Genomic DNA, 24298 nt, shown 5'->3' on the forward strand with positions numbered 1-24298 from the left:
CGCTCACCCCTTGACTCCGGAGCTGGCCATGCCCTCCACCAGGAACCGCTGGAAGGCGAGGAAGAACAGCACGATCGGCAGCAGTGCGATCACCGACAACGCGAACATCGGGCCGAACGCGGAGGTGCTGGAGGCGTCCACGAAGGAACGCAGCGCGAGGGTCAGCGTGAACTTCTCCGGGTCGAAGAGGTAGATGAGCTGGGTGAAGAAGTCGTTCCAGGTCCAGATGAAGGTGAAGATGGCCGTGGTGATCAGGGCCGGCCGGGTGAGCGGCAGCACGACCTGGAAGAAGCTGCGGAAGGGCCCGCAGCCGTCGATGCGGGCCGCCTCCTCCAGTTCACGCGGCAGGCCGCGCATGAACTGCACGATGAGGAAGACGAAGAACGCCTCGGTGGCGAGGAACTTCGGCAGGATCAGCGGCCAGTAGGTGTTCACCAGGCCGAGCTGGTTGAAGATGATGTACTGCGGGATCAGCACCGCGTGGTGCGGCAGCATGATCGTGGCGATCATGAAGGCGAACAGCGGCCCGCGGAAGCGGAACCTGAGGCGGGCGAAGGCGTAGGCGGCGAGCGAGCAGCTGATGACGTTGCCGAGGACCGCGCCGCCCGCGATCAGCAGGGAGTTGCCGAGCAGCCGCCAGATGGAGACGTCGTTGACGCCGTCGAGGGCGGTGGAGTAGTTCGACCACTCCAGGTGGCCGGGCAGGAGGTTCAGGCTCGCGATGACCTCGTCGGCGGGCTTGAGCGAGGTGGCCAGCAGCCAGGCCAGCGGGTACAGCATGACCAGCAGCGCGGCCAGGCAGCCGAGGTGCACGGCGACACGGCCCCAGCGAACCGGCTTGTGGGACACGGCGGTCGAGGTCATCGGTTCCCCTCCGAGGCGTAGAAGACCCAGGAGCGCGAGGTGCGGAACAGCACCGCGGTGACGACGCCGATCACGATGAGCAGCACCCAGGCCATGGCGGAGGCGTAGCCCATGTGGGAGGCGACGAAGCCCCGGTCGTAAAGGTACATGGTGTAGACGAGGGTCGAGTCGGCGGGCCCGCCCTTGCCCCCGCTGACCGCGAAGGCGGGCGTGAACACCTGGAAGGCCTGGATGGTCTGCAGGACCAGGTTGAAGAACAGCACCGGGGACAGCATCGGCACGGTGACCGACAGGAACTGCCGCCACTTCCCGGCCCCGTCCACCGCCGCCGCCTCGTACAGCTCGGCGGGGATCTGCTGGAGCCCGGCGAGGAAGATGACCATCGGCGCGCCGAACTGCCACACCGTCAGCAGCGCGACGGCCAGCAGCGAGAAGCCGGGCTTGTTGACCCAGCCGCCGGTGCCGAGCAGGTTGTCCACCGTGCCGCCGTCGTTGAAGACGGCCCGCCAGACGAGGGCGATGGACATCGACGCGCCGAGCAGCGAGGGCGCGTAGAAGGCGGAGCGGTAGAAGCCCTTGCCCCGCTTCATGCCCTTCAGGGCGAGCGCGACGACGAGGGCGAGCGCGAGTTGCAGGGGCACGGCGATGACGACGTACGTCAGGGTCGTCACGACCGAGCGCCAGTAGCGCGGGTCCTCGGTGAACATCTGCGTGTAGTTGCGCAGGCCGACCCACTTCGGCGGGTTGAACAGGTCGTAGTCGGTGAACGACAGGTACAGCGACACGGCCATCGGCAGCAGCGTCAGGACGGTCGCGCCGAGCACCCACGGGGAGAGGAACACCCAGGCGGCGCCCTCGCGTTCGCGCTTGGGGCGGCGCTTCGGGGTGGTGGCGGGGGCGCGCTTCGCCTCCGGGGGGATCGCGGTGGTGGTCATGACCTCAGCTCCGCCTTCGCCTCGGTGACGTAGTTCTCGGCCGCCTCGCGGGGCGACATGCGCGCGTAGGACACCTGGTCGTAGTCGCGCTGGAAGGTGGTCTGCAGGGCGTTGTCGCCCGAGGGCGGGGCCTGGGGCGGGTCCTTGAGCTTGCCGTCCAGGGATGCCTGGAAGTCGGCGATGGTCTTGTCGAAGTCCTTGAGTTCTGGGCCGATTGCGTCGCGGATGGTCTCGTTGACGGGGATGCCGCGGCCGGCGCCGAGGATCTTCGCGGCCTGCCGGTCGTTGATCATGAAGTCGACGAGCTGGGCCGCCTCCTTGGGGTGGCCGGTGTTGGCCGAGACGCCGAGGAACATGGACGGCTTGAAGTACTGGCCGGGTGTGCCGTCCTCGCCGGACGGCATGGGGGCGAGGGCGACGCCGCTGGGGACGAGTGCGAGGTAACCGCTGGACGGGGCGTCCCAGTTGGTGTCGGCGGTCGCCTTGCCGCGGCCGAGCGGGGTGTTCTCCACGGAGCCGTCGAGCTGGGTGGTCTGTTCGGCGGGCGAGACGGCGCCCTCGCGGCGCAGCTTGTCCGTGAAGGTCCACCAGCGGGTCAGGTCGCCGGCGGTGAAGCCGAGCCCGCCGCCCTCGGTGTAGAGGGACTTGCCCCGGCCGCGCAGCCAGACCTCGAAGGCGTCCTCGCTCTGCCCGGGGTCGGTTGCCCCGGGTTTGCCGGTCTTCTTCGCGAGGGCGCGCATGGCGCCGGCCCACTGGCTCCAGGTCCAGCTCTCGCCGGGGAGCGGGACTCCCGACTTCTTCCAGGTCGCGACGTCGTGGACGACGGTCTCGGTGCCGCGGCCCTGCGGGATCGCGTACTGGACGTCGTCCACGCGGCCGGTGGCGAGCAGTCCCTGGTCGATCTCGGAGGTGCGCAGTACGGACTTCTGCTTCGCCAGGTCGAGCAGCACACCGCCGGAGGCGTACTGGTCGATCTGGCGGTAGTCCAGCTGCATCACGTCCGGCGCGTCACCGCCGGCGGCCTGGGTGGCGAGCTTCTGCTTGTAGGCGTCGTAGCCGGAGAACGACGTCGTGACGTCGATGTCCGGGTGCTGTTTCTCGAACAGCGCGACGGCCTGCTCGGTGCGTGCCGCGCGGTCGGGGTTGCCCCACCACGTGTAGCGCAGCACGACCTTGCCGCCACCGGCGGATTCCCCGGATCCTCCGCAGCCTGCCAGCACGGCGCACAGTGCCAGTGCGGCGGCCGACGCGCAGAACCCCTTTGTCCTGTGTCCGGGCATGCCGAGGTCACCTCTCCTTTCCTCGGACTTCCTGTTGGCCCCCCTCGGCCTGTTGCCCCCCTCGCCCCCCTTGCCGGGTTACTCGCCCTGGTAGGGGAGCGTGGTACCCGGCAGGTTGTACTCGTCCCGGCGGCCGCACATGCCGAAGCCGCCGAGCCGGGTGGGCGCCGCCTCGTGGGCGGTGGCCTCGTCGAGGTGGACGGGCTCCCCCGCCTCCAGCGCGTCGAGCTGGGCGCCGGTGCGTTCGGCGGTGGCCAGCGCACCCGCCCGCCACAGCTCGCGCCAGGTGGGCACCTTGTCGCGCACGAGGCGTGCGGCGGCCCGCTGGAACTCCAGGTACGGGCCGTTGTCGCCGGCTTCGAGGGCCTCGCGCAGGACGAGGTAGCCCTCGACGGCGAGGTCCCTGCGGCGCCGGGATGCAGCCGCCGTCTCCGGTCCCGTGCCGGGCGGCAGTTTCGCGGCGGCGGCGTACTTCTCGGGGTCGGCGAGCACTTCGGGCGGGAAGGTGAACACGGCGTCCCCGGCCTCGGGCAGGCCGCTGTTCTGCATCAGCACGGTGATGCGCAGGTCGCCGCCCTGCACCATGCGGTGGACGGTGCCCGGTGTGAACCAGGCGATGGAGCCGGCCGCGAGGGGGATGTCCCGGTAGCCGTCGGGGCTCAGCGTCTGGACCGAGCCCCGGCCGCCGGTGACGACGTACGCCTCGGTGCACACCAGGTGCAGATGCGGGCTGCCGCCGCAGACGCCGTCGGCGGCCTCCCAGTCGTAGGCGCTCAGATGAGACAGGCCGATCGCGCCGGGCAGCGGGTGCGGCAGGGCGGGCTTGGGGTCGCTCACCACGGCAGGCTCGCCATGTGGGTGCCGACCCGGTCGCGGTCCCAGGCGCCGTCGGCGACGACCAGCCGGTAGCGGTAGGCGAAGGACTCGCCCGGCGGGAGTGCGAACTCCTCGAAGAACGCCCAGGAGAAGGCGACCGTCGGGAAGGGCTCGGCGCGGACGAACCAGTGGGACTCGTGGATCGCGGACGTCTCGTCGAGGTTCTCGGGGGCGTGTGCGAAGACGAGTGTGGAGTGGCCGTCGACGTCGTCGTGCTCGGTGGTGAAGGCGAGCCAGGGGCCCTGGGTGCCCATGAGCTTGCCCGCGTCGGCGTCGGTGTCGGGGGCGAAGACCGTACCGCCGGTGAAGTCGCGCGGGCCGCGCCACTGCAGTCCGGTGTAGCCGGCCATCTCACGGCCCGCTGTGGTCGGGGAGCCGAAGGCCAGGGGCTCGGAACGGAGGTTGGTGAGGCGGATCGACCAGTCGAGAGCCCAGGACCCGGCTTCCTCGTCCACCGAGTGGACGGTCAGCCCCCGCACCTCGCGGGCCCACTCCTCGCCGCCGTTCTCGACCCAGGTGAGGTGCTCGGTGAAGGCGAGCCGGTCGTCCTCGACCGTGAAGTCCGGGAAGCCGTCGTGCCGCATCGAGCCGACGCGCTCGGGCAGGGGCAGATAGCCCTGGCCGTGGACGTAGCAGTTGCCGCCCCAGAAGTTCTGGCCGGACAGATGGCTCGAGGTCATCTGCAGGCCCTTGTGCCAGCGGTGGTCGTTCGGGCGGTAGCCGGTGACCGTGCGGCCGGAGAGGGTGCGTACGGGGTGGGCGTACGGCTTGCGGGACTCGAAGGGATCCGGGTCGGGGCGGTAGACGTAGCGGAGGATCTCCGTGCCGCCTGCAGCCGTGACGGCGATGTCCTCGCCGTGGGTGTGGGTGACTCGGATGCTCATGCGCGCTCCTTGGGGGCCCAGTCGGGGTACTGGCCGTGCATGGCCTCGTAGAAGGGGTCGCCGGGGCCGATCTCCCCGGCGCGCACCGAGCGGCCGGTGAACGCCGCCTTGTACAGGGCGGCGGCGAACTCGAGGGTGGCGCGGGCGTCCTGGCCGCTGCCCGGTGGTCGGGTGCCGGTGTCGTAGGCGTCGAGGAGCGTGCCGAGCTGGGCCGTGTGCGAACTCGGCACATCGCTCGCGGGGGTGCGCCAGGCGGTGGCGCGGTCGGAGGCGACGTGCGGGGCCGGGGTGTAGGCCCAACTGTCGTTGCTGTGGCCGTACAGGTGGGTGAGATCGATCGTGGCGTCCGCGCAGTCGACGCGGATGCGGCTCACCTCGTCCGGGGACAGCACGCTGTTCACGACGGTCGCGAGGGCGCCGCCGCGGAAGCGCACCAGCGCGGTGGACACGTCCTCGCTCTCGGTGTCGTGGACGAGCCGGGCCGCCATGGCCTGGATCTCCTCCCACTCGCCGAGCAGGTGCAGCAGCAGGTCGTACTGGTGGATGCCGTGGCCCATGGTCGGGCCGCCGCCCTCGCTGGCCCACTTGCCGCGCCACGGCACCGCGTAGTACGCGGCGTCCCGGTGCCAGGTGGTCTGGCAGTGCGCGACCAGCGGGGCGCCCAACTCGCCGCTGGTGATCAGCTCGCGGGCGTGCACGGCGCCGGAGCCGTAGCGGTGCTGGAAGACGACCGCGGCGTACGCCCCGGAGGCCTCCTCGGCGGCGGCGATCTCGTCGTACTCGGCGAGCGACAGGGTGAGCGGCTTCTCGCACAGCACCCAGGCGCCCGCCTTGAGCGCGGCCACCGTCTGCTCCCGGTGCAGGGAGGGCGGTGTCCCGATCAGGACCAGGTCGGGGCGTACGGCGTCCAGCATCGCGCCCATCGAGGTGTACCCGGCGACCTGGTCGCCGGCCAGCTCGCGGAAGGTGTCGAGCCGCTCCTGGTCCACGTCGACGGCGGCGACCAGTTCCACCCGGTCGGAGTGGGCCCGCAGCGCGGGCAGGTGGCTGCCGCTGACGATGGCTCCGGTGCCGACGACGGCCACGCGGCGGCGGGTGGGAGACCCTGGGGACACGGACATGCGGCGCTCCTCGAAACGGCCGGTGGACTCACGCTTGGAAAGCGCTTGCACTCGGAAGGTGACCCTAGGCGCGGGACCATGTCTGGACAACCCCCCTGCGGCGACCTGCACAAGGTCTGCGCGAGCGTTCTCCCAGCTTGGGGCCCGGATTCCGGTTTTCGCCGGTCTCACAGAAACGGCATTCCCCCGTCTGGCCGCTGGGGTTGGCCCCACCACGGACCGGTGGCCGGCCGGAGTGATCGGGCGGCGGTCCGTCCCTACCGTTCTGTCGCACGAGATCCCCCCTCGGCATGCCCCTGCCAGGCCGCCGCGGGGTCATCTGCGACAGAAAGGACACCCACGTGTTATCCCGTTCCCCGGGAACCGCGAGAAGCGCCGCCCTCGCCGTGACGGCAGCCGCCCTCGCCCTCTCGGCCCTGCCCGCCACGGCCCGTGCGACCCCCGATCCTCTCGCCCGCTACCACCAGCAGCACCTCACCTGGAAGAGCTGTGTGCTCGGGCCGCAGGACACGACCGGCAAGGAGCTGGAGCAGGCGGGCGCCCGCTGCGCCGACGTGACGGTGCCGCTGGACTACTCGGACCCCGGCGGCAGCACGATCACCGTCGCGATATCCCGGATCCGCGCCACCGACACCGGCCGCCGCGTCGGCCCGCTGCTGCTCAACGGCGGCGGCCCCGGCGGACCCTCGCTCGGCGACCCGCCGTGGGTGCGCAAGGCGATGAAGGACGTCGCCGCACGGTACGACGTGGTGGGCGTCGACCCCCGCTTCATCGGCCGCAGCACACCGCTGGACTGCCGCTGGCCGACCGGCTCGGCGTGGCGCGGGGCGGGTACGGACCGGGCCGGGTTCGACCGTATGACCGCGTTCTCGAAGGATCTCGCCGAGCGCTGCCGGACCCACGCGGGTGACGCCCTGCCCCACGCCACGAGCCGCAACACCGCGCGCGACTTGGACGTCGTCCGGGCCGCGCTGGGCGAGCGGCGGATCTCCTACCTGGGCTACTCGTACGGCAGCTACCTCGGCGAGGTGTACACCACGATGTTCCCCGGCCGCACGGACCGGGTCGTCCTGGACGGTGTGATCGACCCGGACCGCTACGGGCCGAGGCTGCTGCGGGGCGTCGAGCGGGCCAACCGGCACGCGCTGGAGGGGTGGGCGTCCTGGGCCGCCGCGCGCGAGGCGGCCTATGGGCTGGGCGGGACACGGGGCGAGGTGCTGGCCGCCGTGGACCGGATCCGGAAGGCCTCGGCCCGCACACCGCTGCGGCTCGGCGACCACCGGCTGGACGAGCACCTGATGCCCATGGTCGTCTTCAACGGCCTCTCCCAGCACAACGACGCCGCCTACGGCGACTTCGCGCAGGGTGTGCGGGACATGCTGCGGGCGTCCAGGGGGCAGCGGGTGACGCCGTCGCCCTGGCTCGCCGGGGTGCTCGAGTTCACGCTCACGGGCACCGACTCCCCCTACGGCAGCGCGCAGACGGCGATCCTGTGCGGCGACGGGGCCGCGCCCCGTGACCCGGAGGTCTACTGGCGCGATGTCCAGCGCGGCCGGGCGCGGGACCCACTGTTCGCGCCCGTCACGCACAACATCAACCCGTGCGCGTTCTGGGACCGGCCGCGCGAACGCCCGACCACGATCCGCGACGACCTGCCCGCCCTCCTCGTCAACGCCACCGGGGACCCGCGCACCGACCACGACGGCGCCCGGACCGTGCGCGGCATGTGGCCCTCCTCGCGCCTGGTGACGCTGAACGGTGCCGATCAGCACGCGGTGTACGGCGTCTACGGTGCGCCGTGCGTCGACGACACGGTCAACGCGTACCTCGCGACGGGTCGCCTGCCGGCGAAGGACGTCGGCTGCGCGGCGAGGTAGCAGGAGGTCGCAGCTGTTCCGGGGGGCACAAGGCCACTCCCGGTGGGTCTAGGCGCGTACCTCGCCCCCCGGCCGGAGCGCGGTGGGGCCGCGGAAGCGGTAGCGGCGTTCCGGGCGGCCCGCCACGCCGTAGCGCAGGGAGACCTCGACGCGGCCCACGGTGTGGAAGTGCTCCAGGTAGCGGCGGGCGCTCACGCGGGAGACGCCGGTCAGGGCGGCGCACTCGCTGGCGGACAGGGTGCCGTCCGTCTCGCGCAGGGCCCGCTCCACCAGCTCGGCGGTCTCCACGCTCATGCCCTTGGGCAGGGCGGCGACGGGCGTGGCCCCTGCGGCGGCTCCGGCCAGCACCCGGTCGACGTCGGCCTGGCTGCGCACGACCGTGCCGAGCAGCCGGCCGCGCCGGTCGGCGTAGCGCTCCAGCCGGGCGCGCAGTTCCTCGGACTCGAACGGTTTGAGGAGGTAGTCGACGACCCCGTGCCGGACGGCACCGCGCACCGTCTCGGCCTCCCGGGCGGCGCTGACGACCATGACGTCGCAGTCGTGGCCCGCGGAACGCAGCCGGGGGATGACGTCCAGGCCGAAGATGTCCGGCAGGTGCAGGTCGAGCAGCACGAGGTCGGGGCGGAGCGCGTCGGCCGCGGTGACGGCCTGTGCGCCGGTACCGGCGACGCCGACGACGCGGAAGGAGTCGACGCGCTCGACGAAGGCGCGGTGGACCTTGGCCACCATGAAGTCGTCGTCGACCACGAGGACGTCGATCGTGCCGGTGGTGGCGGACGTGCGGGGCTCGCTGGTCATCGGGTCGCTCCTTCCGTGCCGGGGCCGCCCATCATGGCGTCCACCTGCGGTGAGGGAAAGAGATGTGCACGGGTGCGGTCCAGGGGGCCGGGGGTGCGCACGGCCGTTCCGGCGACCGCAAAGACCAAAACCTCCGTTGGTTCCGCAAGAGAGACAGCTCGTCGGCGCCCGGGCAGCATGTGGCCCACGTCACCCTCCCCCACAGGGCCTTTACCTACCCGCATCGACCGTACCGACAGGTGGTGGCACTCGTGCGCCTGCGCACTCCCCTCGCCCTGCTCGGGGCCGCCGTGCTCGTACTCGTCGGACCACCGCTGCTGACCACCGGCAGCGGTTCCGAGACCGGCACACAGATCCCGGGCCTGCGTTTCATGGTCCCCAACACGCCCGGCGGAGGCTACGACATCACGGCCCGTACGGCCGCGAAGAACGCCGAGGACGCCGGACTGACCCACAACATCGAGGTGTTCAACCTGCCCGGAGCCGGCGGCACCGTGGGCCTCAGCCGGCTGGTGAGCGAGCACGGCAACGGCAAGCTCGCCATGTCCATGGGCCTCGGGGTCGTGGGTGCCGTCCGTTCCAACGACGCGCCGAAGACGCTCGGCGACACCACGCCGATCGCCCGGCTCACCGAGGAGCAGGACGTCGTCGTGGTCGCCAAGGACTCCCCTTACAAGACGATCGACGATCTGATCGGCGCCTGGAAGAAGAACCCGGGCAAGCTCCCGGTGGGCGGCGGCTCCTCCCCCGGCGGGCCGGACCATCTCGCGCCGATGCTGATGGCGCGGGCCGGGGGAATCCCGCCGAAGCAGGTGAACTACATCCCCTTCGACGGCGGCGGCGAGCTGCTCGCCTCCATCCTCGGCAACAAGGTCGCCTTCGGCGTCTCCGGTGTCGGCGAGTACCTGGACCAGATCAAGGCGGGCGAGCTGCGCCTCCTCGCGGTCACCGGGCCGAAGCGAGTCGACGGGCTGGACGCCCCGACGCTTCAGGAGGCCGGCTACGACGTGAACTTCACCAACTGGCGCGGCATCGTCGCCCCGCCCGGCCTGAACGACGGGGAGCGCGACAAGCTCGTGAAGCTGGTCGAGGAGCTGCACGGCTCCGACGAGTGGCGCACTTCCATGAAGCAGAACGGCTGGGACGACGCCTTCCTCACCGGTGACAAGTTCGGCGCGTTCCTCGACGCCGAGGACAAGCGCGTGGTTTCGGTGCTGAAGGAGCTGGGACTGTGACGACGCAAACCGACATTCCCCCCGCCGAGACCGGCGGCGAACGGCGCTCGTGGCTGCGCGAGCACTCCGAACTCGGCGTGTGTGTACTGCTGCTGGCCCTGGGCGTGCTCGTCCTGACCGACGCACTCACCATGGACGTCGACATCGCCCAGCGCGGCCCGGTCGGCCCGAAGACCGTGCCGATCGTGGTCGGCGCCGGGCTGCTGGTGATCGCCGCGCTGCTTGCCGTGGACGTCCTGCGCGGCGGCCGGGGGCAGGCCGAGACCGGCGAGGACGTCGACCTGTCCGAGCCCGCCGACTGGCGCACGGTGCTGCTGCTCGCCGGGGTGTTCCTCGGCGCGGCCGTGCTCATCGAGCCGCTCGGCTTCCCCATCGCGGGCGCGCTGCTGTTCTGGGGCGCGGCGTTCGCGCTCGGCAGCCGCCGGATCGACCGCGATCCGCTCATCGCGGCCGGGCTGTCCCTGGTCACCTACACCGTGTTCAACAATCTGCTCGGAGTGCCCCTGCCCGGCGGTCCGCTGATGGGAGTGCTGTGACATGGATTCCTTCAACTCCCTTCTGGACGGCTTCGGTACGGCCCTCACGCCGATCAACCTCCTGTGGGCCGTCATCGGTGTGCTGCTCGGCACGGCGATCGGCGTGCTGCCGGGCATCGGCCCGGCGATGGCGGTCGCGCTGCTGCTGCCGGTGACGTACGGGCTCGACCCGATCGGCGCGTTCATCATGTTCGCCGGCATCTACTACGGCGCGATGTTCGGCGGTTCGACCACCTCCATCCTGCTCAACACGCCCGGTGAGAGCGCGGCGGTGGTGGCGGCCATGGAGGGCAACCCCATGGCCAAGTCCGGGCGCGGCGCCCAGGCCCTCGCGGCGGCCGCCGTCGGGCACTTCGCGGGCGGCCTGATCGGCACCCTCCTGCTGGTGGCGCTGGCGCCGACGGTCGCGAAACTGGCCGTGGACATCGGCGCGCCGGACTACTTCGCCATCATGGTGCTGGCGTTCATCGCGGTGACCTCGGTACTGGGCTCCTCCCGCATCCGCGGCCTCGCCTCCCTGCTCATCGGTCTCACCCTGGGCCTGGTGGGCCTGGACCAGATGACCGGCCAGCAGCGCCTGACCTTCGGCTCGCTCCAACTGGCCGACGGCATCGACGTGGTGATCGTCGCGGTCGGACTCTTCGCGATCGGCGAGGCCCTGTGGGTCGCCGCCCATCTGCGGCGCAGCCCGCCGGAGCCGATCCCGGTGGGCCGGCCGTGGCTGGGGCGCGAGGATGTGAACCGGACCTGGAAGTCGTGGCTGCGCGGCCCGTTCATCGGTTTCCCGTTCGGCGCGATCCCGGCGGGCGGCGCCGAGATCCCCACCTTCCTGTCGTACGTGACGGAGAAGCGCCTGTCCAAGCACAAGAACGAGTGGGGCAAGGGCGCGATCGAGGGCGTCGCGGGGCCGGAGTCGGCGGCGTCGGCCTCGGCGGCGGGCACCCTGGTGTCGATGCTGACCCTGGGCCTGCCGACCACGGCGGTCGCCGCGGTCATGCTGGCCGCCTTCCAGCAGTACGGCATCCAGCCCGGCCCGCTGCTCTTCGAGCGCGAACCCGACCTGGTCTGGGGCCTGATCGCCTCCCTCTTCGTCGGCATGGTGCTGCTCCTGGCCCTCAACCTGCCACTGGCGCCGGTGTGGGCGAAGCTGCTGCGCATCCCGCGGCCGTACCTGTACGCCGGGATCATGTTCTTCGCGGCGGTCGGCGCGTACGCGGTCGGCGGCGAGGTGATCGACCTGGTGATCCTGCTGATCATCGGCCTGATCGGCTTCGGCATGCGCCGCTACGGCCTGCCGGTGCTGCCGGCCGTCATCGGCGTCATCCTCGGCCCGAACGCCGAGCAGCAGTTGCGGCGTGCCCTGCAGATCAGTGACGGCAGTGTGACGGGCCTGGTCAACACACCGTTCGCGGTGACCGTGTACGCGGTGATCCTGGTCCTGCTGGCCTGGCCACTGCTGAAGAAGGCGGTGACGCGGGGGCGGGTGGAGGCCTGACGCGCGTCGGCGCTGGCCGTGGAGGCGTGGCTCATCCGGGCCGCGCCCCCACGGCATTTCTGGGACACGATGGGGCTCGGGCGTCCACGGGGCGACGCTCGGCACCGTTGCGTGAGCGAGCACTCCCATGCGCCGACCGTGATGCGGGCGCCCTCTTCCGGCGCGCCGCGCGCCCGCATATCATCCATGACTGCCTGGGCTCGCCAAATGGGGGACGCATGGTCAGGGAGCCGCAAGAACGAGTGCGACGGAATGCTCTTTTCTTTACGATACCCCTGATCCTCCTCGGGGTGGCCGCCGCATTGCTCGTCTGGGAAATCATCAGAACCAACCTGCCCGATTCCGCGAGTTCCGCATGGCCCTGGAAGCTCAAGCTGCTGGATGTTCAGTCGGCGACTGCCGCAACTAGTGTGGCCGCCGGCCTGGTTTTCGCGCGGGCGCAATATGCCAGCATCGTTCGGCCGATGCTCGGCTGGTCAGGGCAGATCGTGGAGGGTTCCGGACTGGATGACAGGTTTGCCTGGCTGGTTCGACTGGTCAACGGGGCGTCAGCTGCCGCGGTGATTCGCGATCCAAGGTACCAAGTGATCCTCAAGGAGTCCCAAAGAACGGAAGGGCAAGCCACAGTTGCCTGGCTTTCGCGTGATGAGGCGATTGCCGTACTGAGCGAGGCCGGGTTGACCTTCAGACGTGACTTTGAATTCCAATACGTCGGCCCTGCCTTCCCGTTGTCCAGTTCGACAGAGAAAGCAGTCCTCCTTGCCCTGTTCACCCCGAAAGCGATGTCCGTGATCGAGGATGTGCTCATCATGGTCGACGCAACCGATCAGGCTGGAGATACACATCGACGCATAGTTCATTGCATGCGGGGAGCAGTGAGAGAACCTACCTCCCCGAGCGTCGAGTAGCCATCACGTCGCCCTGAAGTCGATGGCCGCAAGCTTCTCCATGACCACGTCCGTGAGCGCCATTCTGTGGATCCGGCACGTGGAGGTCTCGGCTGCTTTCAGCGTTCCGTGCTCGGCGTACCGGTTCGGCTGAAACCCTCCACCGCACAGCGCGAAATAGGCGCACTGCCTACGACACTCTTCCCGACCCTGCTCGATGTCCTCGCGCAACCGTCTCAGTGCGGGTCCGGAGAGCACATCGGCCGGCGAGTCCGCAAGCACGTTACCGATGACGAAGTCGGCGTACTCCGAGCTTTTCGTGGACGCCAACTCCGGCGCGAAGGTGCTGACCCCACCGTCCCTGCGAACAGCGACGTTCACGAACGGCACTACTTCGTCGGGTGTGGCCACGAACCCTGGATCGCGCCGGAGATCGTGCATCGCCGCCAGCTCTTGGTCGAACTCCCGGATATGCAGGCCCTGCCGGTCGGCACGCCACCGATCCCAGAGGCGGCCCATGAACCGAACGTAGTCACGCCGCGTTTCCGCGTGATCACGATCAAGATGACGGGACCGCGGGTGACTTCCCTCCGATTCCTCGACGTTGAATCCCACCGAGGGAAACCCCTCAGCTCGGAAGAAGTCGTAGATCTCGTCCGGATGCCGCAAGGACGCGGGGGTGAGTACGCATAGCGCGGCCGGGTCGAATCCGTGCCGTCGCAGCGACGCCAGTCCACGCATAGCCCGGTCGAAGGAGCCGTGCCCGGAGCGAGTGACCCGGTTGACGTCATGCAGAGCGCGCGGACCGTCGATGCTGATCCCGATGCTCACGCCGTGCGAACGGAAGAAGCGACTCCACTCGTCGTTGACCAATGTGCCGTTGGTCTGGAAGGAGTGACGCACAGTCGCACCATGGGGGCGCAGCGCGTCGATGATCGCGAAGGCACGCCGGTAGAAATCCAGTCCGGCGGTCAGCGGCTCGCCGGCGTGCCAGAGTATGTTGAAATCGGTCTGAGTGCGCGGCGCGGCCGCGAAGACGAACCTCGCGGCGGCGTCGAGCACCTTGCCGGACATCAGCACCGCATTCTTGCGATCGGGTACATAGCAGTAGGCGCAATCCAAGTTGCACAACGATGTGGGCTGCAAGATCGCCAGGCGGATCTCCGACCGCTGGGCCCCGGAGGACATGCCCTCGGTGGTGCGCATGCCCCTAGCTGAAGAAGTTGTTGAAGGTTGCTGCGTTATTGAAGTAGTTCTGGAAGCTCACTACGTCACCAGCGGCGTTCGGGCAGGGGGGATTTGCGGGTTCCTTGGTGACGATGAGCCCCGACCTCAACTCTGCGAGCTGCGCATGCAACTGCCGACCGGTCTCGAAGAGTGGCCCCCTCTCCGGATCACGCCCGCCCTCGTTCGCTTCACTGGCCATGTTCTCATCCGACATGGATGATCTCCTCAGGAGTAGCGACACAACCGAGACTTGGGAGCGGACCTATTATGTGAACGTCAAGGTGTCAGCACAAGACGGTGTGTCGGGTGAATCATGACCCGCTCTCCTTCAAGCCTCTGAACCGCTGCGCCATGTGCTGGAGAACTAACTCCCGCGTGCCGTCCGGGAACCGGATCTCCACTCCCCCGTCGGCCCCTGCCCGTACCCGGGTCGCCTCGGCCTGGCCGTGCACCGCGGGATCGGTGCCGAGCACGACCAGGGTCACCAGGAGGTGGGTGCCGCCGGGGTGGGACGGCAGGGTGAGGAGTGGTGTTGCCGAGTGGTGGCCGTATGCGTTACTGCCCGCCGCCGCCACGACCGTGCCCTCGTCGCCGCTCCAGCCGTGCAGGCCGACGAGCGCGCTGGTCAGGCCGTCCGCGCGACGGGCCAGTGCCCAGCCGGCGCCGGTCCGGGCGGCTGGCGGCGCGGCGTCGTCGGCCACGGCCCAGCCGCCCTCGCGCACCGGAGTGCCCGGCGGCGCGGCGACGCGGTGCACCCGGACCTCCCAGGGGCCGTGCACCACGCTGACCGTCTCGATGCGATGCCCTTCGCCGCTGCCGGGGAGGAGGGCCCGGTGCCAGGAGGCGGCTTGCGCGCCCTCGGCGCCGAGGGGGTGGATACGGCCGCGCGGGGTCGGTGTGCCGTCGGGGGCGAGCAGGGCGATGTGGTTGTCGGGGCCCGTGTGCGGTGCCTCAGGAGTCTCCGGGGCCGTGGCGCTGGAGTAGGCGAACCGGGCGTAGTGGGGGCTGCCCTGCGCCTGCGCGGGTGGGGGCGGCAGGCGGTCGCTGCCGTGGTTGACGAGCCGTACGATCCCGTCGTTCGCGGTGGAGTGCAGCAGCCAGCCCGGGGCGGGTAACGCGCGGCGTACGTCGGCCGATTCGACCGGGCCGGGTTCCTCGGTCACGGTCCACACGGGGTGGTCGGCGGGCAGGAGCAGGCCGAGGAAGGCCTTGCTCGCCCAGTACGGGGAGGCCGGGCCCGAGTACCGCTGGGTGACGGGGAGGAAGGGCCCGTACCAGCCGAGCGTGAGCAGCCCCCGCTCGTCGGGCACGCCCCGCTCGGCGAAGTGCCTCAGCGCGCCGGAGGCGAGGCGGCGGGTGCGGCCGGGCGGCAGCGGAGTGGCGTCGGCGAGAACACCCGCCCACAGGGGCGCGGTCGTGGCGAAGCGATAGGTGAGTGAGCGGCCCTGGTGGACGGGGGCCCCGTCTGCGCCGAAGAAGTGCTGGTGGTCGTGGAGGAACGTCCGCAGGCGTGCACGGTGGGCCGCCACCGGCCCCGGGTCGGCGCGCGGTCCGGCGATACGGGCCCAGAGCACCGGATACAGGTGCAGTGCCCAGGCGTTGTAGTAGTCGAACTTGCGGCCGTCGCCGTCGGTGTACCAGCCGGCGCCCCGGTACCAGTCCTCCAGGCGGGCCAGCCCGTCGTCGATCTCGCGGCGGCTGTGCGGGGCGCCGACGGAGGCGAGGAACTCCTCGGTGATGACCTGGAACAGCCGCCAGTTGGAGTCGTTGACGACCGCTCCGACGAAGCCGCCCAGCCAGTCGGCGATCCGCTGCCGTACCCGGTCGTCGAGCCGGTCCCAGATCCACGGGCGGGTCTCGTGCAGGGCGATCGCGAGGGACGCGGCCTCGACCATGGGCTGGCCCCGGTCGGTGATGGGCGGCCAGCGGTCGGGGCTGTGCGGGTCGGTGCCGGCGGCGAGCCCGGCCGCGTACCGGTCGATGAGTGCCGGCTGCTGTCCGCCCGAGCCGGCGATACGGAACGCCGCCAGCAGGAAGGAGCGGGCGAAGCCCTCGAGACCGTCGGACCAGGGCCCGGAGTGGCTGGGCGGTCCGGGGAGCCGGTACTGGGCCAGGCCCGGGGAGGCGTAGGGCGGCAGGGCGTCCAGGAGGCGGTCGGCGATCGCCTCCCAGTGGGCTCGGGTCCACCCGGTGAGGGGCGAGGTCAGCGGGTCGGGGGGTGGCAGGTGGGGCAGGTGCGTCGGGTCGGGGAGCGACACGTGCGGCGCGCTCATGCGGGTGCGGTTCCTCCGTTGGTCACAGGGCGCGCCCGGGCGGGGGCGCGCCGACACTGTCGCGTACGACGATGTGGGTGCCGAGCAGATGGTGGGCCCCGGCGGCGTGCTCGGGGTCGCGCAGCGCGATACGCACGGCGGCGCGGCCGAGCTCCTCGGCGGGGGTGCGGACGGTGGTGAGGGGCGGGTTGAAGTCCTCGGCGAGCGGGATGTCGTTGTAGCCGACGACGGAGAGGTCACCGGGGACGCTCAGCCCGGTGTCGGCGATCGCCCGCAGCGCACCGGCGGCGACCATGTCGTCCCCGGCGAAGACGGCGGTGAACTCCCGTGTCCGCTTGAGGAGTTCGGTCATCGCGCGGTGGCCGGCGGCCCGGCCGAGGCCGCAGTCGACGACGTGTGCGGCCTCGGGCGGCAGCCCGTGCTCGGCGAGGGCAGCCCGGTAGCCGGCGACGCGGGCGTCGAGGGCGGTGTTTCCGGGCAGCCCGCCGAGGAAGACGATCCGGCGGTGCCCGGCCGAGAGCAGATGGGCGGTGACGGCGCGAGCACCGGCCTCGTTGTCGAACTCGACGACGAGCGCCGGGATCTCCGGGTCGGGAGCGGGCCGGCCGCAGAGCACGAGCCGGGCTCCGGAGGAGTCCAGGGCGTGGGCGTAGTGGGCGACGCGCTCGCGGTAGGCGTCGTCCTCGACGACCCCGCCGACCAGGATCACCAGCCGGGCGCCCTCCTCCCGCATGAGCTGCACGAACTCCATCTCGCGCTGGGCGTCCCCGCCGGTGGCGCCGACCACGCAGAGCCAGCCGCGGTCGGCGGCCTCCGCCTCCACGCCCTCGGCGACCTGGGCGTAGAAGGGGCTGGTGACCTGGCGGACCACCACGGCGGCCATCTTGCGGCCGCCGCCGACCAGGGCGCGGGCGTGCGCGTTGGCCACGTAGTCGAGGTCGCGGGCCGCGCGCAGGACCCGGGCCCGGGTCGCGGCGGGCACCGGGTGGTTGCCGCTGAGCGCGCGGGAGGCGGTGGCCGTGGACACGCCCGCCCGCTCGGCGACCTCGCGGATCGTGACCCGCCCCTTGGACACCATGTCGTTCCCCATCCCCCGCGTCTCCTCTTCCGCCCACCGCTGTTCAGGTGTTGGCCTTGTGGTCCTTCGCGTACTCCTCGGCCATTCTGTCGCCGCCCCGGCTCCGCCACCGCTTCACCGCCGCGTCCCACTCGGACATCGGCAGACGTCCGGCGATGATCCCGGTGACGGTGTCGTCGAGGAACGTCTTGAGGGTGGCGCCCTGGGAGTTGTTCGTAGCGGACTGCAGCCCGAACGAGGCGTTGCGGACGGCATGCGGTACGACCTTCTGCTGCCAGGCATGCAATGCGCGTACGGCGTCGGGCATGCCGGGCACGAACAGCACCTGGGGGCCTTCAGCGAGGTACTTCAGAGGCAGGTTGGTGTTGTTCTCCACCTCGCCGAGCTTGGTGTACTCGGGTGAGCCGTCCTTGCCGCGGGTGAAGTGGACACCCTCGACGCCATGGTGGACGAGTTCCCACTCCTTGCTGCCGAAGGGCGCGGCGAGGTAGTCGAGGATGCGCAGCAGCAGTTCGATGCGCTCCTTCTTCGCCTGCTTCAGGACGGTGTAGCCGAAGGAGCGGCGGGCGGCGACGATTCCGCCCGGCTCGCCGCCGACGCCGTACGGGAGGGCGGCCGCCGGGGCCATCTTGCCCTTGGACTCGCGGTACTTGGGCAGGTAGGCGCCGAACCCGTCCTGCATGGAACCGACGGTGCCGTTGTAGTAGAGGGTCGTCAGGTCGATCTGCGAGACGGACGTGGCGTCGGGGTGATAGGAGCCGTTCGTGCGCAGCCGCGCCTGGAACGCGATCGACGCCTTGTACCGTTCGTCGGCCGCCGCCGGGAGGAAGGTGCCGTTGTCCGTGACGGCCCAGCCCTGGGGCGCGTTGTGGGCGGCGGAGTGGTAGGCGTTGCCGAACAGGGACTGGGCGGCGGCGCCCAGCATGTACGTCTTCCCGCGTGTGCCCCGCCGCGCCACGGCGGAGAAGTCCTCGGCCGTCCAGCCCTCCTTCATGCCCGCGTCGGCGAACATGTCCTGGTTGATCCAGAGGGTCGACCCGGGCAGCGGGCGCTCCAGCGGGATGCCGTAGATCCGTCCGCCGATGCGGCCCATGTCGCGCCAGGCGTGGGTGGGGATGTTGGCGAGGTTGGGGTAGTCGGCGATCGCGTCGCCGGACAGGTACGGCGTGAGGTCCTGGGCGCGGCGCTGCACGAACTGTGCCTCGCGGGGCAGGGTGAAGCCGGAGAACATGTTGATGATGTCGGGCAGGGCGTCGGCGTCGCCGGCCATGACCGTGGCCATCTTCTTCTGGTAGTCGGCCTGGGAGATGATCGTGTACTCGATCTTCACGCCGAGGGCCTTCTCGACGGCCGCCCAGAAGCGGTTCTGCGAGGCGGGTTTGGGCGGGGTGCCGAACGATACGGTCATGACGCGGACGGTGGAGCCGTCGCCCGGGGTGCGGGAGACCGACTTGGCCAGGTCGGAGGGGTAGGTCGTGTATCCGGCCTGCACGCCCTCCTGGGTGGGGGCGAGGTCCGGCTTCGGGCCGGTGGCGGGGCGATGAGCCGGCCAGGGGGCGAGCTTCTTCCCGGCGTTGGAGACGTCGCCGTCGCCGGAGCCGGAGGAGCAGGCGGTCAGCAGACCGGGGACGGAGACGGCAGCGCCGCCAGCGGCCATGGAGCGCAGGAGCGTGCGTCGGGACATGCGGGGCATGGGTGAATCACCTCGTGTCGGCTTGTGTCAGCTCTTGCTTGAGTCAGCTCTTGATGGCGCCGGTGAGCACGCCCTTGGTGAAGTACTTCTGCAGGAAGGGGTAGACCAGCAGGATCGGCACGGTGGCGATCACGAGCACCGCCATCTGCACGGTCTGCGGGGCGGTGACGGTGGCCTCGCCGGTCGTCGCGTCGGTGAGCCCTGCCCCGGCCACCACATAGGTGCGCAGCACCTGCTGGAGCGGCCAGTGGTCGCTCTCCAGGTACAGCGAGGCGTAGAACCAGGAGTTCCAGTAGGCGACGGCGTAGAACAGGCCGACGACGGCGAGCGCGGCCTTGGACAGCGGCAGCACCACCGACACCAGCACCCGCCAGTCCCCCGCCCCGTCCAGCCGGGCCGCCTCGTACAGCTCCTCGGGGATCGACTGGAAGAAGCCGCGCAGCACGACCAGGTTGAACACGTTGACCAGGACGGGCAGTACGAGCGAGGCGTACGAGTCGAGCAGGCCGAGTTCCTTGACTAGCAGGAAGCTCGGGATCATGCCGGGCGGGAAGAGGAACGTGAACAGCACCAGCAGCAGGACGGGCTTGCCGCCGAAGACGCCTGGGCGGGACAGCGCGTAGGCCAGAGTCACCGTGCAGGCGAGGCTGAGCAGGGTGCCGACGATGGTCACGCCCGCGCTGACGCCGAGGGCGTGGGTGACGATGCCGCCGTCGAAGATGTCGCGGTAGGCGTCGAGTGTGGGCTCGCTGGGCCACAGCACCCAGCCGCCGTTGTCGACGACCTCCCGGGTGGAGGCCAGGGACGTCGACACGATCACCAGGAACGGCACGCACACCAGCAGCACGACCGTGGCCAGGGCGAGCGCCTTCGCGGTCTGGGTGAGTGGCCGGGGTTTCTCCATCCAGCCGGGCCGGGCGGACGCGCTCACCGGTAGACCCCCTGTTCGCCGAGGCGGTGGGCGGCCTTGTTGGCCGCGTAGACGAGGAGGGCGCCGACGAGGCCCTTGAACAGGCCCGCGGCAGCAGCGAAGCCGTAGTCGCCGCCGACGATGCCCTGGTAGTAGACGAAGGTGTCGATGACCTCGGCGGTCTGCGGTCCGACCGCGTCGCGTTGCAGCAGCATCTGCTCGAAGCCGACGGAGAGGATGTCGCCGAGCCGCATGATGAGCAGCAGCACGACGACGGGGCGGATGGCGGGCAGGGTGACGTGCCAGAAGCGCCGCCAGGGTCCGGCGCCGTCGATGGCGGCCGCCTCGTACTGCTGCTCGTCGACCTGGGCGAGCGCGGCGAGGAAGATGATCGTGCCCCAGCCGGCGTCCTTCCAGATGACCTGGGCGACGACGAGCGGCCGGAAGGCGTCCGGGTTGCCGATGATGTCGACGGTGTGCAGACCGGCGCCGCTGAGGCCGCTGTTGAGCAGGCCGGTGTCCCCGAGCACCTGCTGGAACAGCGCGACGACGATCACCCACGAGATGAAGTGCGGCAGATACGCCACCGACTGCACGAACCGGCGCACCGAGCTCCAGGTGAGGGTGTGCAGCAGCAGGGCGAGACCGAGCGGCACCGGGAAGTAGAAGACCAGCTGGAGGACGGCGATCCAGAGGGTGTTGAGGACCGAGTCCCAGAACGCCGCGTCCTCGAACATGCGCTGGAAGTTGCCGAGCCCCACCCAGGGGCTGCCCACGAGGCCGTCGAACGGCACGTACTCCTTGAACGCGATGACGTTGCCGGCGAGTGCGCCGTAGTGGAACAGAAGGAAGTAGGCGACACCGGGCAACATGAGCAGGAACAGGGCCCGGCTCTGAAAACCTTTACGCTCGCTCCGCACTCCGTCGGAACCACGGCGGGAGGGACTCACCCCCTTGACACCTGCTCGTTCCCGTAAGTCGGTTGCCACGGCTCCCCCTCACCTCGGCCTGTCCGGTGAAGGGAAGTTAAAACGCTTTCACTGCGCGGTCAACAGTTCTGACAGAGCGGGGACTTCACGGCTGGGAGCAGTCGCCGGCCGAGCCGGTCGGAGAACGAGCGCACGCCGGGCAGGGCGAATTCTCCTCGACCTCGCCCCCCAGGCCGCGTGCCGAGCGGCGCGTCCAGAACACCATCGCGGTCACGAAGACCACGGCCGCGATGCTCGGCGCGCCACCGAACGCCTCCTGCGCGGTGATGGATAGGGAGGCGGACTGCCCGGCCCGCCCCACCTCTTGACGCGTCACTGACAACAATGGCTTGATGTCATGGGAGCGCTCCCACCTCATCCAGGGAAGGGACCACCATGCGCAGCACCCGCCGCTCGTCCCCGCACTTACGGATCGTCACGGTTCTCGGCCTCCTGGCCACCCTGCTCCTCCCCCTCGGCCTGACCGTCGCACCCCGCGCGACGGCCGCCCAAGCCGCGGATCCCGTCCGCGTCATGCCGCTCGGCGACTCGATCACCGGCTCACCGGGCTGCTGGCGGGCGGTGTTGTGGAACCGGCTCGTGAACAGCGGATACAAGGACATCGACTTCGTCGGCACCCTCCCCACGCAGGGCTGCGGACAGGCGCACGACGGCGACAACGAGGGCCACGGCGGTGAGTTGGTGACGAACGTCGCCGACCAGAACCTGCTGCCGGGGCGGCTTGCCGCCACCCGACCGGACATCGTTGTCATGCACTTCGGCACGAACGACGTGTGGAGCGGCATCGCCCCCGACCGCGTCCTCGCCGCCTACACCAAGCTCGTGACGCAGATGCGGGCCTCCGATCCGGACATGCGGATCCTCGTCGCGCAGCTCATCCCGATGAACCCGGGCAACTGCGCGGCCTGCGCGCAGCGCGTCGTCGACTTCAACACGGCGATTCCCGCCTGGGCCCGGGCGACCGGCACCGAGCGTTCCCCGGTCACCGTGGTCGACCAGTGGACGGGCTTCAGCACGGCCGCCGACACCTATGACGGGGTGCACCCCAACGCCTCCGGCGACGACAAGATCGCCGCCCGCTGGTACCCGGCCCTGGCGGCCGTCCTCGACGCGGGCGTCCCGCAGGACCCGGGCGACCCCGGTGACCCGGGCGAGGAACCCGGGGCCTGCACCGCACGCTTCCGGGCCGTCTCCTCCTGGCAGGGCGGCTACCAGGGCGAGGTGACGGTGACGAACACGTCCGCCTCCGCCGCCTCGGGCTGGACCGCGACCGTCGTACCGGCGGGCGGCGCGCGTCTCACCCAGGTCTGGAACGGCACCCACACGACGGCCGCCGACGGCACGGCCACCGTCACGAACGCGGCGTGGAACGGCGCGCTGGCCCCCGGCGCGAGCGCCACGTTCGGCTTCGTCGCCACCGCCCCGGCAACGGCCGGGACCCCGGCGGCGACCGTCACGTGCACGGCGAAGACCCCGGCCGCCTGACACCCGGCGCGGGCCCGACTCTCCGTCAACTCCTCTTCTCTGGAGCCGCTATGAGATCTCGTACCGCATCCGTTCCGCGAGTGGCCGGAGTGGCCGCCGCCCTCCTGGGACTCCTGCTCTCCTTACTCTCCTTCAGCACACCGGCACAGGCCGCCGCCACCGGCTTCCGCATCGAGAACGGCCGCCTGGTGGAAGCCTCCGGGAACGACTTCGTGATGCGCGGCGTCAACCACGCCCACACCTGGTACCCGGGGCAGACGCAGTCGCTGGCCGACGTCAAGTCGCTGGGCGCCAACACCGTCCGTGTCGTCCTCTCCGACGGCCACCGCTGGACCAAGAACAGCGCGCAGGACGTGGCGGGTGTCATCGCCCGGTGCAAGGCCAGCCGGCTCATCTGCGTGCTGGAGGTGCACGACACCACCGGCTACGGAGAGGAGTCCGCGGCGGGGACCCTCGACCACGCGGCCGACTACTGGGTCGGCCTGAAAGAGGTGCTCGCCGGTCAAGAGGACTACGTCATCATCAACATCGGCAACGAGCCCTGGGGCAACACCGATCCGGCAGGGTGGACCGATCCCACCATCGCCGCCGTCAAGAAGCTGCGCAACGCCGGATTCACGCACACGATCATGGTGGACGCGCCCAACTGGGGCCAGGACTGGCAAGGCGTGATGCGCGCCAACGCCAAGTCCGTCTACAACGCCGACCCCACCGGCAACCTGATCTTCTCGATCCACATGTACAGCGTCTACGACACCGCCCAGGAGATCACCGACTATCTGAACGCCTTCGTCAACGCCAAACTGCCCATCCTCATCGGCGAGTTCGGCGGACCGGCCGACCAGTACGGCGACCCTGACGAGGACACCATGATGGCCGTGGCCCAACAGCTGCGGCTCGGCTATCTGGCCTGGTCCTGGAGCGGCAACACCGACCCGATCCTCGACCTGGCGATCGGCTTCGACCGCACCCGGCTCAGTTCCTGGGGCCAGCGCGTCTTCAACGGCGCCAACGGCATCGCCGCGACCTCGAAGGAAGCCGCCGTCTACTCCTCGGGCGGCGGTGACACCACTCCCCCGACCGCTCCCGGCACACCGGCCGCCTCGGAGGTGACCTCGTCGTCCGTGAAGCTGGCCTGGGCAGCCGCCACGGACGCCACCGGAGTCACGGGCTATGACGTCGTCCGGGTCAGCGGCGCGACCGAGACCACCGCCACCACCACGACGGGCACCTCCGCCACCGTCACCGGCCTCGCCCCAGCCACCTCCCACACCTTCGCCGTCTACGCCCGTGACGCCGCCGGCAACAGATCGCCCCGCTCTGCCACGGTGACGGTCACGACCTCCCCCGGCGGCTCACCGTCGGCCTGCGGCGTCGGCTACCGGGTGACGAGCAGCTGGCCCGGCGGCTTCCAGGGCGAGATCATCCTGCGCAACACCGGCACGTCGCCGGTCAACGGCTGGACGCTGCGCTGGACCTTCCCCGACAGTCAGCGCGTCACCAACCTCTGGGGCGGCACGGCGACGCAGAGCGGCTCCGAGGTCAGCGTCGCGGCGGCCTCGTACACCGCGACGATCCCCGCGGCGGGCTCGGTCACCCTCGGCTTCACGGCCACCCGGTCGACCGCGAACCCCAGTCCCACGGCATTCACGCTGAACGGCGGGGCCTGCTCGGTGAGCTGACGCGCCGCGTGCGACGGTGCCGGCGCGCCTCCCCGCGCCCGGCGCGGCGGTACCGTCGCCGTGGCTGTGATCCATACGACATCGCACCGGAAAGCGGTTTACCCGGCCCCGCAGCGGTGAGGCGGCGGGGATGTCTCACCGGCACCCCACTGCCGTAACTCCGGCAAGACGCG

At 70.6% G+C, this 24298-nt stretch carries 22 protein-coding genes; 7 read left to right on the top strand and 15 right to left on the bottom strand.

Annotation, left to right across the window (positions count from 1 at the left end; translation table 11 throughout):
- Window positions 1–3 precede the first annotated feature (3 nt).
- The 6 genes from ACZ6I3_RS11600 to ACZ6I3_RS11625 all read right to left on the bottom strand — a co-directional run bounded on the left by ACZ6I3_RS11600 (window position 4) and on the right by ACZ6I3_RS11625 (window position 5960).
- The gene (locus ACZ6I3_RS11600; protein WP_469413802.1) at window positions 4–864 is read right to left on the bottom strand and encodes a carbohydrate ABC transporter permease; all 861 of its coding nucleotides are present in this window, start codon (window positions 862–864) and stop codon (window positions 4–6) included.
- Window positions 861–1799 (bottom strand): carbohydrate ABC transporter permease, encoded by a 939-nt coding sequence (locus tag ACZ6I3_RS11605; RefSeq protein ID WP_469413803.1) that lies wholly within the window; start codon window positions 1797–1799, stop codon window positions 861–863. Before ACZ6I3_RS11605 ends, ACZ6I3_RS11600 begins: the two co-directional genes overlap by 4 nt.
- On the bottom strand, window positions 1796–3079 hold the full coding sequence (locus ACZ6I3_RS11610) for an ABC transporter substrate-binding protein (protein WP_469413805.1): 1284 nt from the start codon (window positions 3077–3079) through the stop codon (window positions 1796–1798). Before ACZ6I3_RS11610 ends, ACZ6I3_RS11605 begins: the two co-directional genes overlap by 4 nt.
- Window positions 3080–3157: 78 nt before the next feature.
- Window positions 3158–3919 (bottom strand): cupin domain-containing protein, encoded by a 762-nt coding sequence (locus ACZ6I3_RS11615; protein WP_469413806.1) that lies wholly within the window; start codon window positions 3917–3919, stop codon window positions 3158–3160.
- Window positions 3913–4839, bottom strand: coding sequence for a DUF6807 domain-containing protein (locus ACZ6I3_RS11620; RefSeq protein WP_469413808.1), 927 nt, complete (start codon window positions 4837–4839; stop codon window positions 3913–3915). Before ACZ6I3_RS11620 ends, ACZ6I3_RS11615 begins: the two co-directional genes overlap by 7 nt.
- Window positions 4836–5960 carry a Gfo/Idh/MocA family protein gene (locus tag ACZ6I3_RS11625; RefSeq protein WP_469413809.1) on the bottom strand — a complete coding sequence of 375 codons (1125 nt, stop codon included), beginning with the start codon at window positions 5958–5960 and terminating at the stop codon, window positions 4836–4838. The genes ACZ6I3_RS11620 and ACZ6I3_RS11625 overlap by 4 nt, the downstream gene beginning before the upstream one ends.
- 290 nt (window positions 5961–6250) lie before the next feature.
- Here ACZ6I3_RS11625 and ACZ6I3_RS11630 point away from each other — a divergent pair, with 290 nt between their 5' ends.
- Entirely contained in the window at window positions 6251–7837 is a 1587-nt protein-coding gene (locus ACZ6I3_RS11630) for an alpha/beta hydrolase (RefSeq protein ID WP_469413810.1), read from the top strand.
- 48 nt (window positions 7838–7885) lie between these two features.
- Here the strand turns inward: ACZ6I3_RS11630 and ACZ6I3_RS11635 are convergent, their stop codons facing one another.
- The gene (locus tag ACZ6I3_RS11635; protein ID WP_469413811.1) at window positions 7886–8635 is read right to left on the bottom strand and encodes a response regulator; all 750 of its coding nucleotides are present in this window, start codon (window positions 8633–8635) and stop codon (window positions 7886–7888) included.
- 251 nt (window positions 8636–8886) lie between these two features.
- Here ACZ6I3_RS11635 and ACZ6I3_RS11640 point away from each other — a divergent pair, with 251 nt between their 5' ends.
- From ACZ6I3_RS11640 to ACZ6I3_RS11655, 4 genes are all read left to right on the top strand, one after another.
- Window positions 8887–9870: a Bug family tripartite tricarboxylate transporter substrate binding protein gene (locus ACZ6I3_RS11640; RefSeq protein ID WP_469414079.1), complete on the top strand. Its 984-nt coding sequence runs from the start codon at window positions 8887–8889 to the stop codon at window positions 9868–9870.
- Window positions 9867–10406, top strand: coding sequence for a tripartite tricarboxylate transporter TctB family protein (locus ACZ6I3_RS11645; RefSeq protein ID WP_359895606.1), 540 nt, complete (start codon window positions 9867–9869; stop codon window positions 10404–10406). Before ACZ6I3_RS11640 ends, ACZ6I3_RS11645 begins: the two co-directional genes overlap by 4 nt.
- Before the next feature lies 1 nt (window position 10407).
- Window positions 10408–11901 carry a tripartite tricarboxylate transporter permease gene (locus ACZ6I3_RS11650; protein WP_469413813.1) on the top strand — a complete coding sequence of 498 codons (1494 nt, stop codon included), beginning with the start codon at window positions 10408–10410 and terminating at the stop codon, window positions 11899–11901.
- 290 nt (window positions 11902–12191) lie between these two features.
- Complete coding sequence (locus ACZ6I3_RS11655; protein WP_469413815.1) at window positions 12192–12809, top strand: hypothetical protein; 618 nt, start codon at window positions 12192–12194, stop codon at window positions 12807–12809.
- Between the two features lie 3 nt (window positions 12810–12812).
- On the opposite strand, the gene grrM is transcribed toward ACZ6I3_RS11655, so the two are convergent.
- The 8 genes from grrM to ACZ6I3_RS11695 form a co-directional block, all read right to left on the bottom strand.
- Window positions 12813–13994 carry a cyclophane-forming radical SAM/SPASM peptide maturase GrrM/OscB gene (gene grrM / locus ACZ6I3_RS11660; RefSeq protein ID WP_469413816.1) on the bottom strand — a complete coding sequence of 394 codons (1182 nt, stop codon included), beginning with the start codon at window positions 13992–13994 and terminating at the stop codon, window positions 12813–12815.
- Window positions 13995–13998: 4 nt separating this feature from the next.
- On the bottom strand, window positions 13999–14229 hold the full coding sequence (locus tag ACZ6I3_RS11665) for a hypothetical protein (protein ID WP_469413818.1): 231 nt from the start codon (window positions 14227–14229) through the stop codon (window positions 13999–14001).
- Window positions 14230–14326: 97 nt separating this feature from the next.
- Window positions 14327–16288, bottom strand: a complete 1962-nt coding sequence (locus ACZ6I3_RS11670) for a DUF2264 domain-containing protein (RefSeq protein ID WP_469413820.1) — start codon at window positions 16286–16288, stop codon at window positions 14327–14329.
- Between the two features lie 22 nt (window positions 16289–16310).
- The gene (locus tag ACZ6I3_RS11675) at window positions 16311–17378 is read right to left on the bottom strand and encodes a LacI family DNA-binding transcriptional regulator (protein ID WP_469413821.1); all 1068 of its coding nucleotides are present in this window, start codon (window positions 17376–17378) and stop codon (window positions 16311–16313) included.
- Window positions 17379–17409: 31 nt separating this feature from the next.
- On the bottom strand, window positions 17410–19059 hold the full coding sequence (locus ACZ6I3_RS11680) for an extracellular solute-binding protein (protein ID WP_469413822.1): 1650 nt from the start codon (window positions 19057–19059) through the stop codon (window positions 17410–17412).
- A 43-nt stretch (window positions 19060–19102) separates the two neighbouring features.
- Window positions 19103–19990 carry a carbohydrate ABC transporter permease gene (locus ACZ6I3_RS11685; RefSeq protein WP_376384946.1) on the bottom strand — a complete coding sequence of 296 codons (888 nt, stop codon included), beginning with the start codon at window positions 19988–19990 and terminating at the stop codon, window positions 19103–19105.
- The gene (locus ACZ6I3_RS11690; RefSeq protein WP_469413823.1) at window positions 19987–20841 is read right to left on the bottom strand and encodes an ABC transporter permease; all 855 of its coding nucleotides are present in this window, start codon (window positions 20839–20841) and stop codon (window positions 19987–19989) included. The genes ACZ6I3_RS11685 and ACZ6I3_RS11690 overlap by 4 nt, the downstream gene beginning before the upstream one ends.
- A 202-nt stretch (window positions 20842–21043) precedes the next feature.
- On the bottom strand, window positions 21044–21274 hold the full coding sequence (locus ACZ6I3_RS11695; RefSeq protein ID WP_469413825.1) for a hypothetical protein: 231 nt from the start codon (window positions 21272–21274) through the stop codon (window positions 21044–21046).
- Between the two features lie 59 nt (window positions 21275–21333).
- Between ACZ6I3_RS11695 and ACZ6I3_RS11700 the strand changes: the two genes are divergently transcribed.
- Both ACZ6I3_RS11700 and ACZ6I3_RS11705 read left to right on the top strand, forming a co-directional pair.
- Window positions 21334–22443, top strand: a complete 1110-nt coding sequence (locus ACZ6I3_RS11700; protein WP_469413826.1) for a GDSL-type esterase/lipase family protein — start codon at window positions 21334–21336, stop codon at window positions 22441–22443.
- Window positions 22444–22493: 50 nt separating this feature from the next.
- Window positions 22494–24125: a cellulase family glycosylhydrolase gene (locus ACZ6I3_RS11705; RefSeq protein WP_469413827.1), complete on the top strand. Its 1632-nt coding sequence runs from the start codon at window positions 22494–22496 to the stop codon at window positions 24123–24125.
- Window positions 24126–24298 lie beyond the last annotated feature (173 nt).

The organism is Streptomyces sp. NPDC041940 (assembly GCF_055589465.1).

Bases quoted from the DNA above. Each gene is read 5' to 3' on its own strand.
- ACZ6I3_RS11600 (WP_469413802.1), bottom strand. From the start codon at position 864: ATGACCTCGACCGCCGTGTCCCACAAGCCGGTTCGCTGGGGCCGTGTC.
- ACZ6I3_RS11605 (WP_469413803.1), bottom strand. From the start codon at position 1,799: ATGACCACCACCGCGATCCCCCCGGAGGCGAAGCGCGCCCCCGCCACC.
- ACZ6I3_RS11610 (WP_469413805.1), bottom strand. From the start codon at position 3,079: ATGCCCGGACACAGGACAAAGGGGTTCTGCGCGTCGGCCGCCGCACTG.
- ACZ6I3_RS11620 (WP_469413808.1), bottom strand. From the start codon at position 4,839: ATGAGCATCCGAGTCACCCACACCCACGGCGAGGACATCGCCGTCACG.
- ACZ6I3_RS11625 (WP_469413809.1), bottom strand. From the start codon at position 5,960: ATGTCCGTGTCCCCAGGGTCTCCCACCCGCCGCCGCGTGGCCGTCGTC.
- ACZ6I3_RS11630 (WP_469413810.1), top strand. From the start codon at position 6,251: ATGCCCCTGCCAGGCCGCCGCGGGGTCATCTGCGACAGAAAGGACACC.
- ACZ6I3_RS11635 (WP_469413811.1), bottom strand. From the start codon at position 8,635: ATGACCAGCGAGCCCCGCACGTCCGCCACCACCGGCACGATCGACGTC.
- ACZ6I3_RS11650 (WP_469413813.1), top strand. From the start codon at position 10,408: ATGGATTCCTTCAACTCCCTTCTGGACGGCTTCGGTACGGCCCTCACG.
- grrM (WP_469413816.1), bottom strand. From the start codon at position 13,994: ATGCGCACCACCGAGGGCATGTCCTCCGGGGCCCAGCGGTCGGAGATC.
- ACZ6I3_RS11665 (WP_469413818.1), bottom strand. From the start codon at position 14,229: ATGTCGGATGAGAACATGGCCAGTGAAGCGAACGAGGGCGGGCGTGAT.
- ACZ6I3_RS11670 (WP_469413820.1), bottom strand. From the start codon at position 16,288: ATGAGCGCGCCGCACGTGTCGCTCCCCGACCCGACGCACCTGCCCCAC.
- ACZ6I3_RS11675 (WP_469413821.1), bottom strand. From the start codon at position 17,378: ATGGGGAACGACATGGTGTCCAAGGGGCGGGTCACGATCCGCGAGGTC.
- ACZ6I3_RS11680 (WP_469413822.1), bottom strand. From the start codon at position 19,059: ATGCCCCGCATGTCCCGACGCACGCTCCTGCGCTCCATGGCCGCTGGC.
- ACZ6I3_RS11690 (WP_469413823.1), bottom strand. From the start codon at position 20,841: ATGTTGCCCGGTGTCGCCTACTTCCTTCTGTTCCACTACGGCGCACTC.
- ACZ6I3_RS11700 (WP_469413826.1), top strand. From the start codon at position 21,334: ATGCGCAGCACCCGCCGCTCGTCCCCGCACTTACGGATCGTCACGGTT.
- ACZ6I3_RS11705 (WP_469413827.1), top strand. From the start codon at position 22,494: ATGAGATCTCGTACCGCATCCGTTCCGCGAGTGGCCGGAGTGGCCGCC.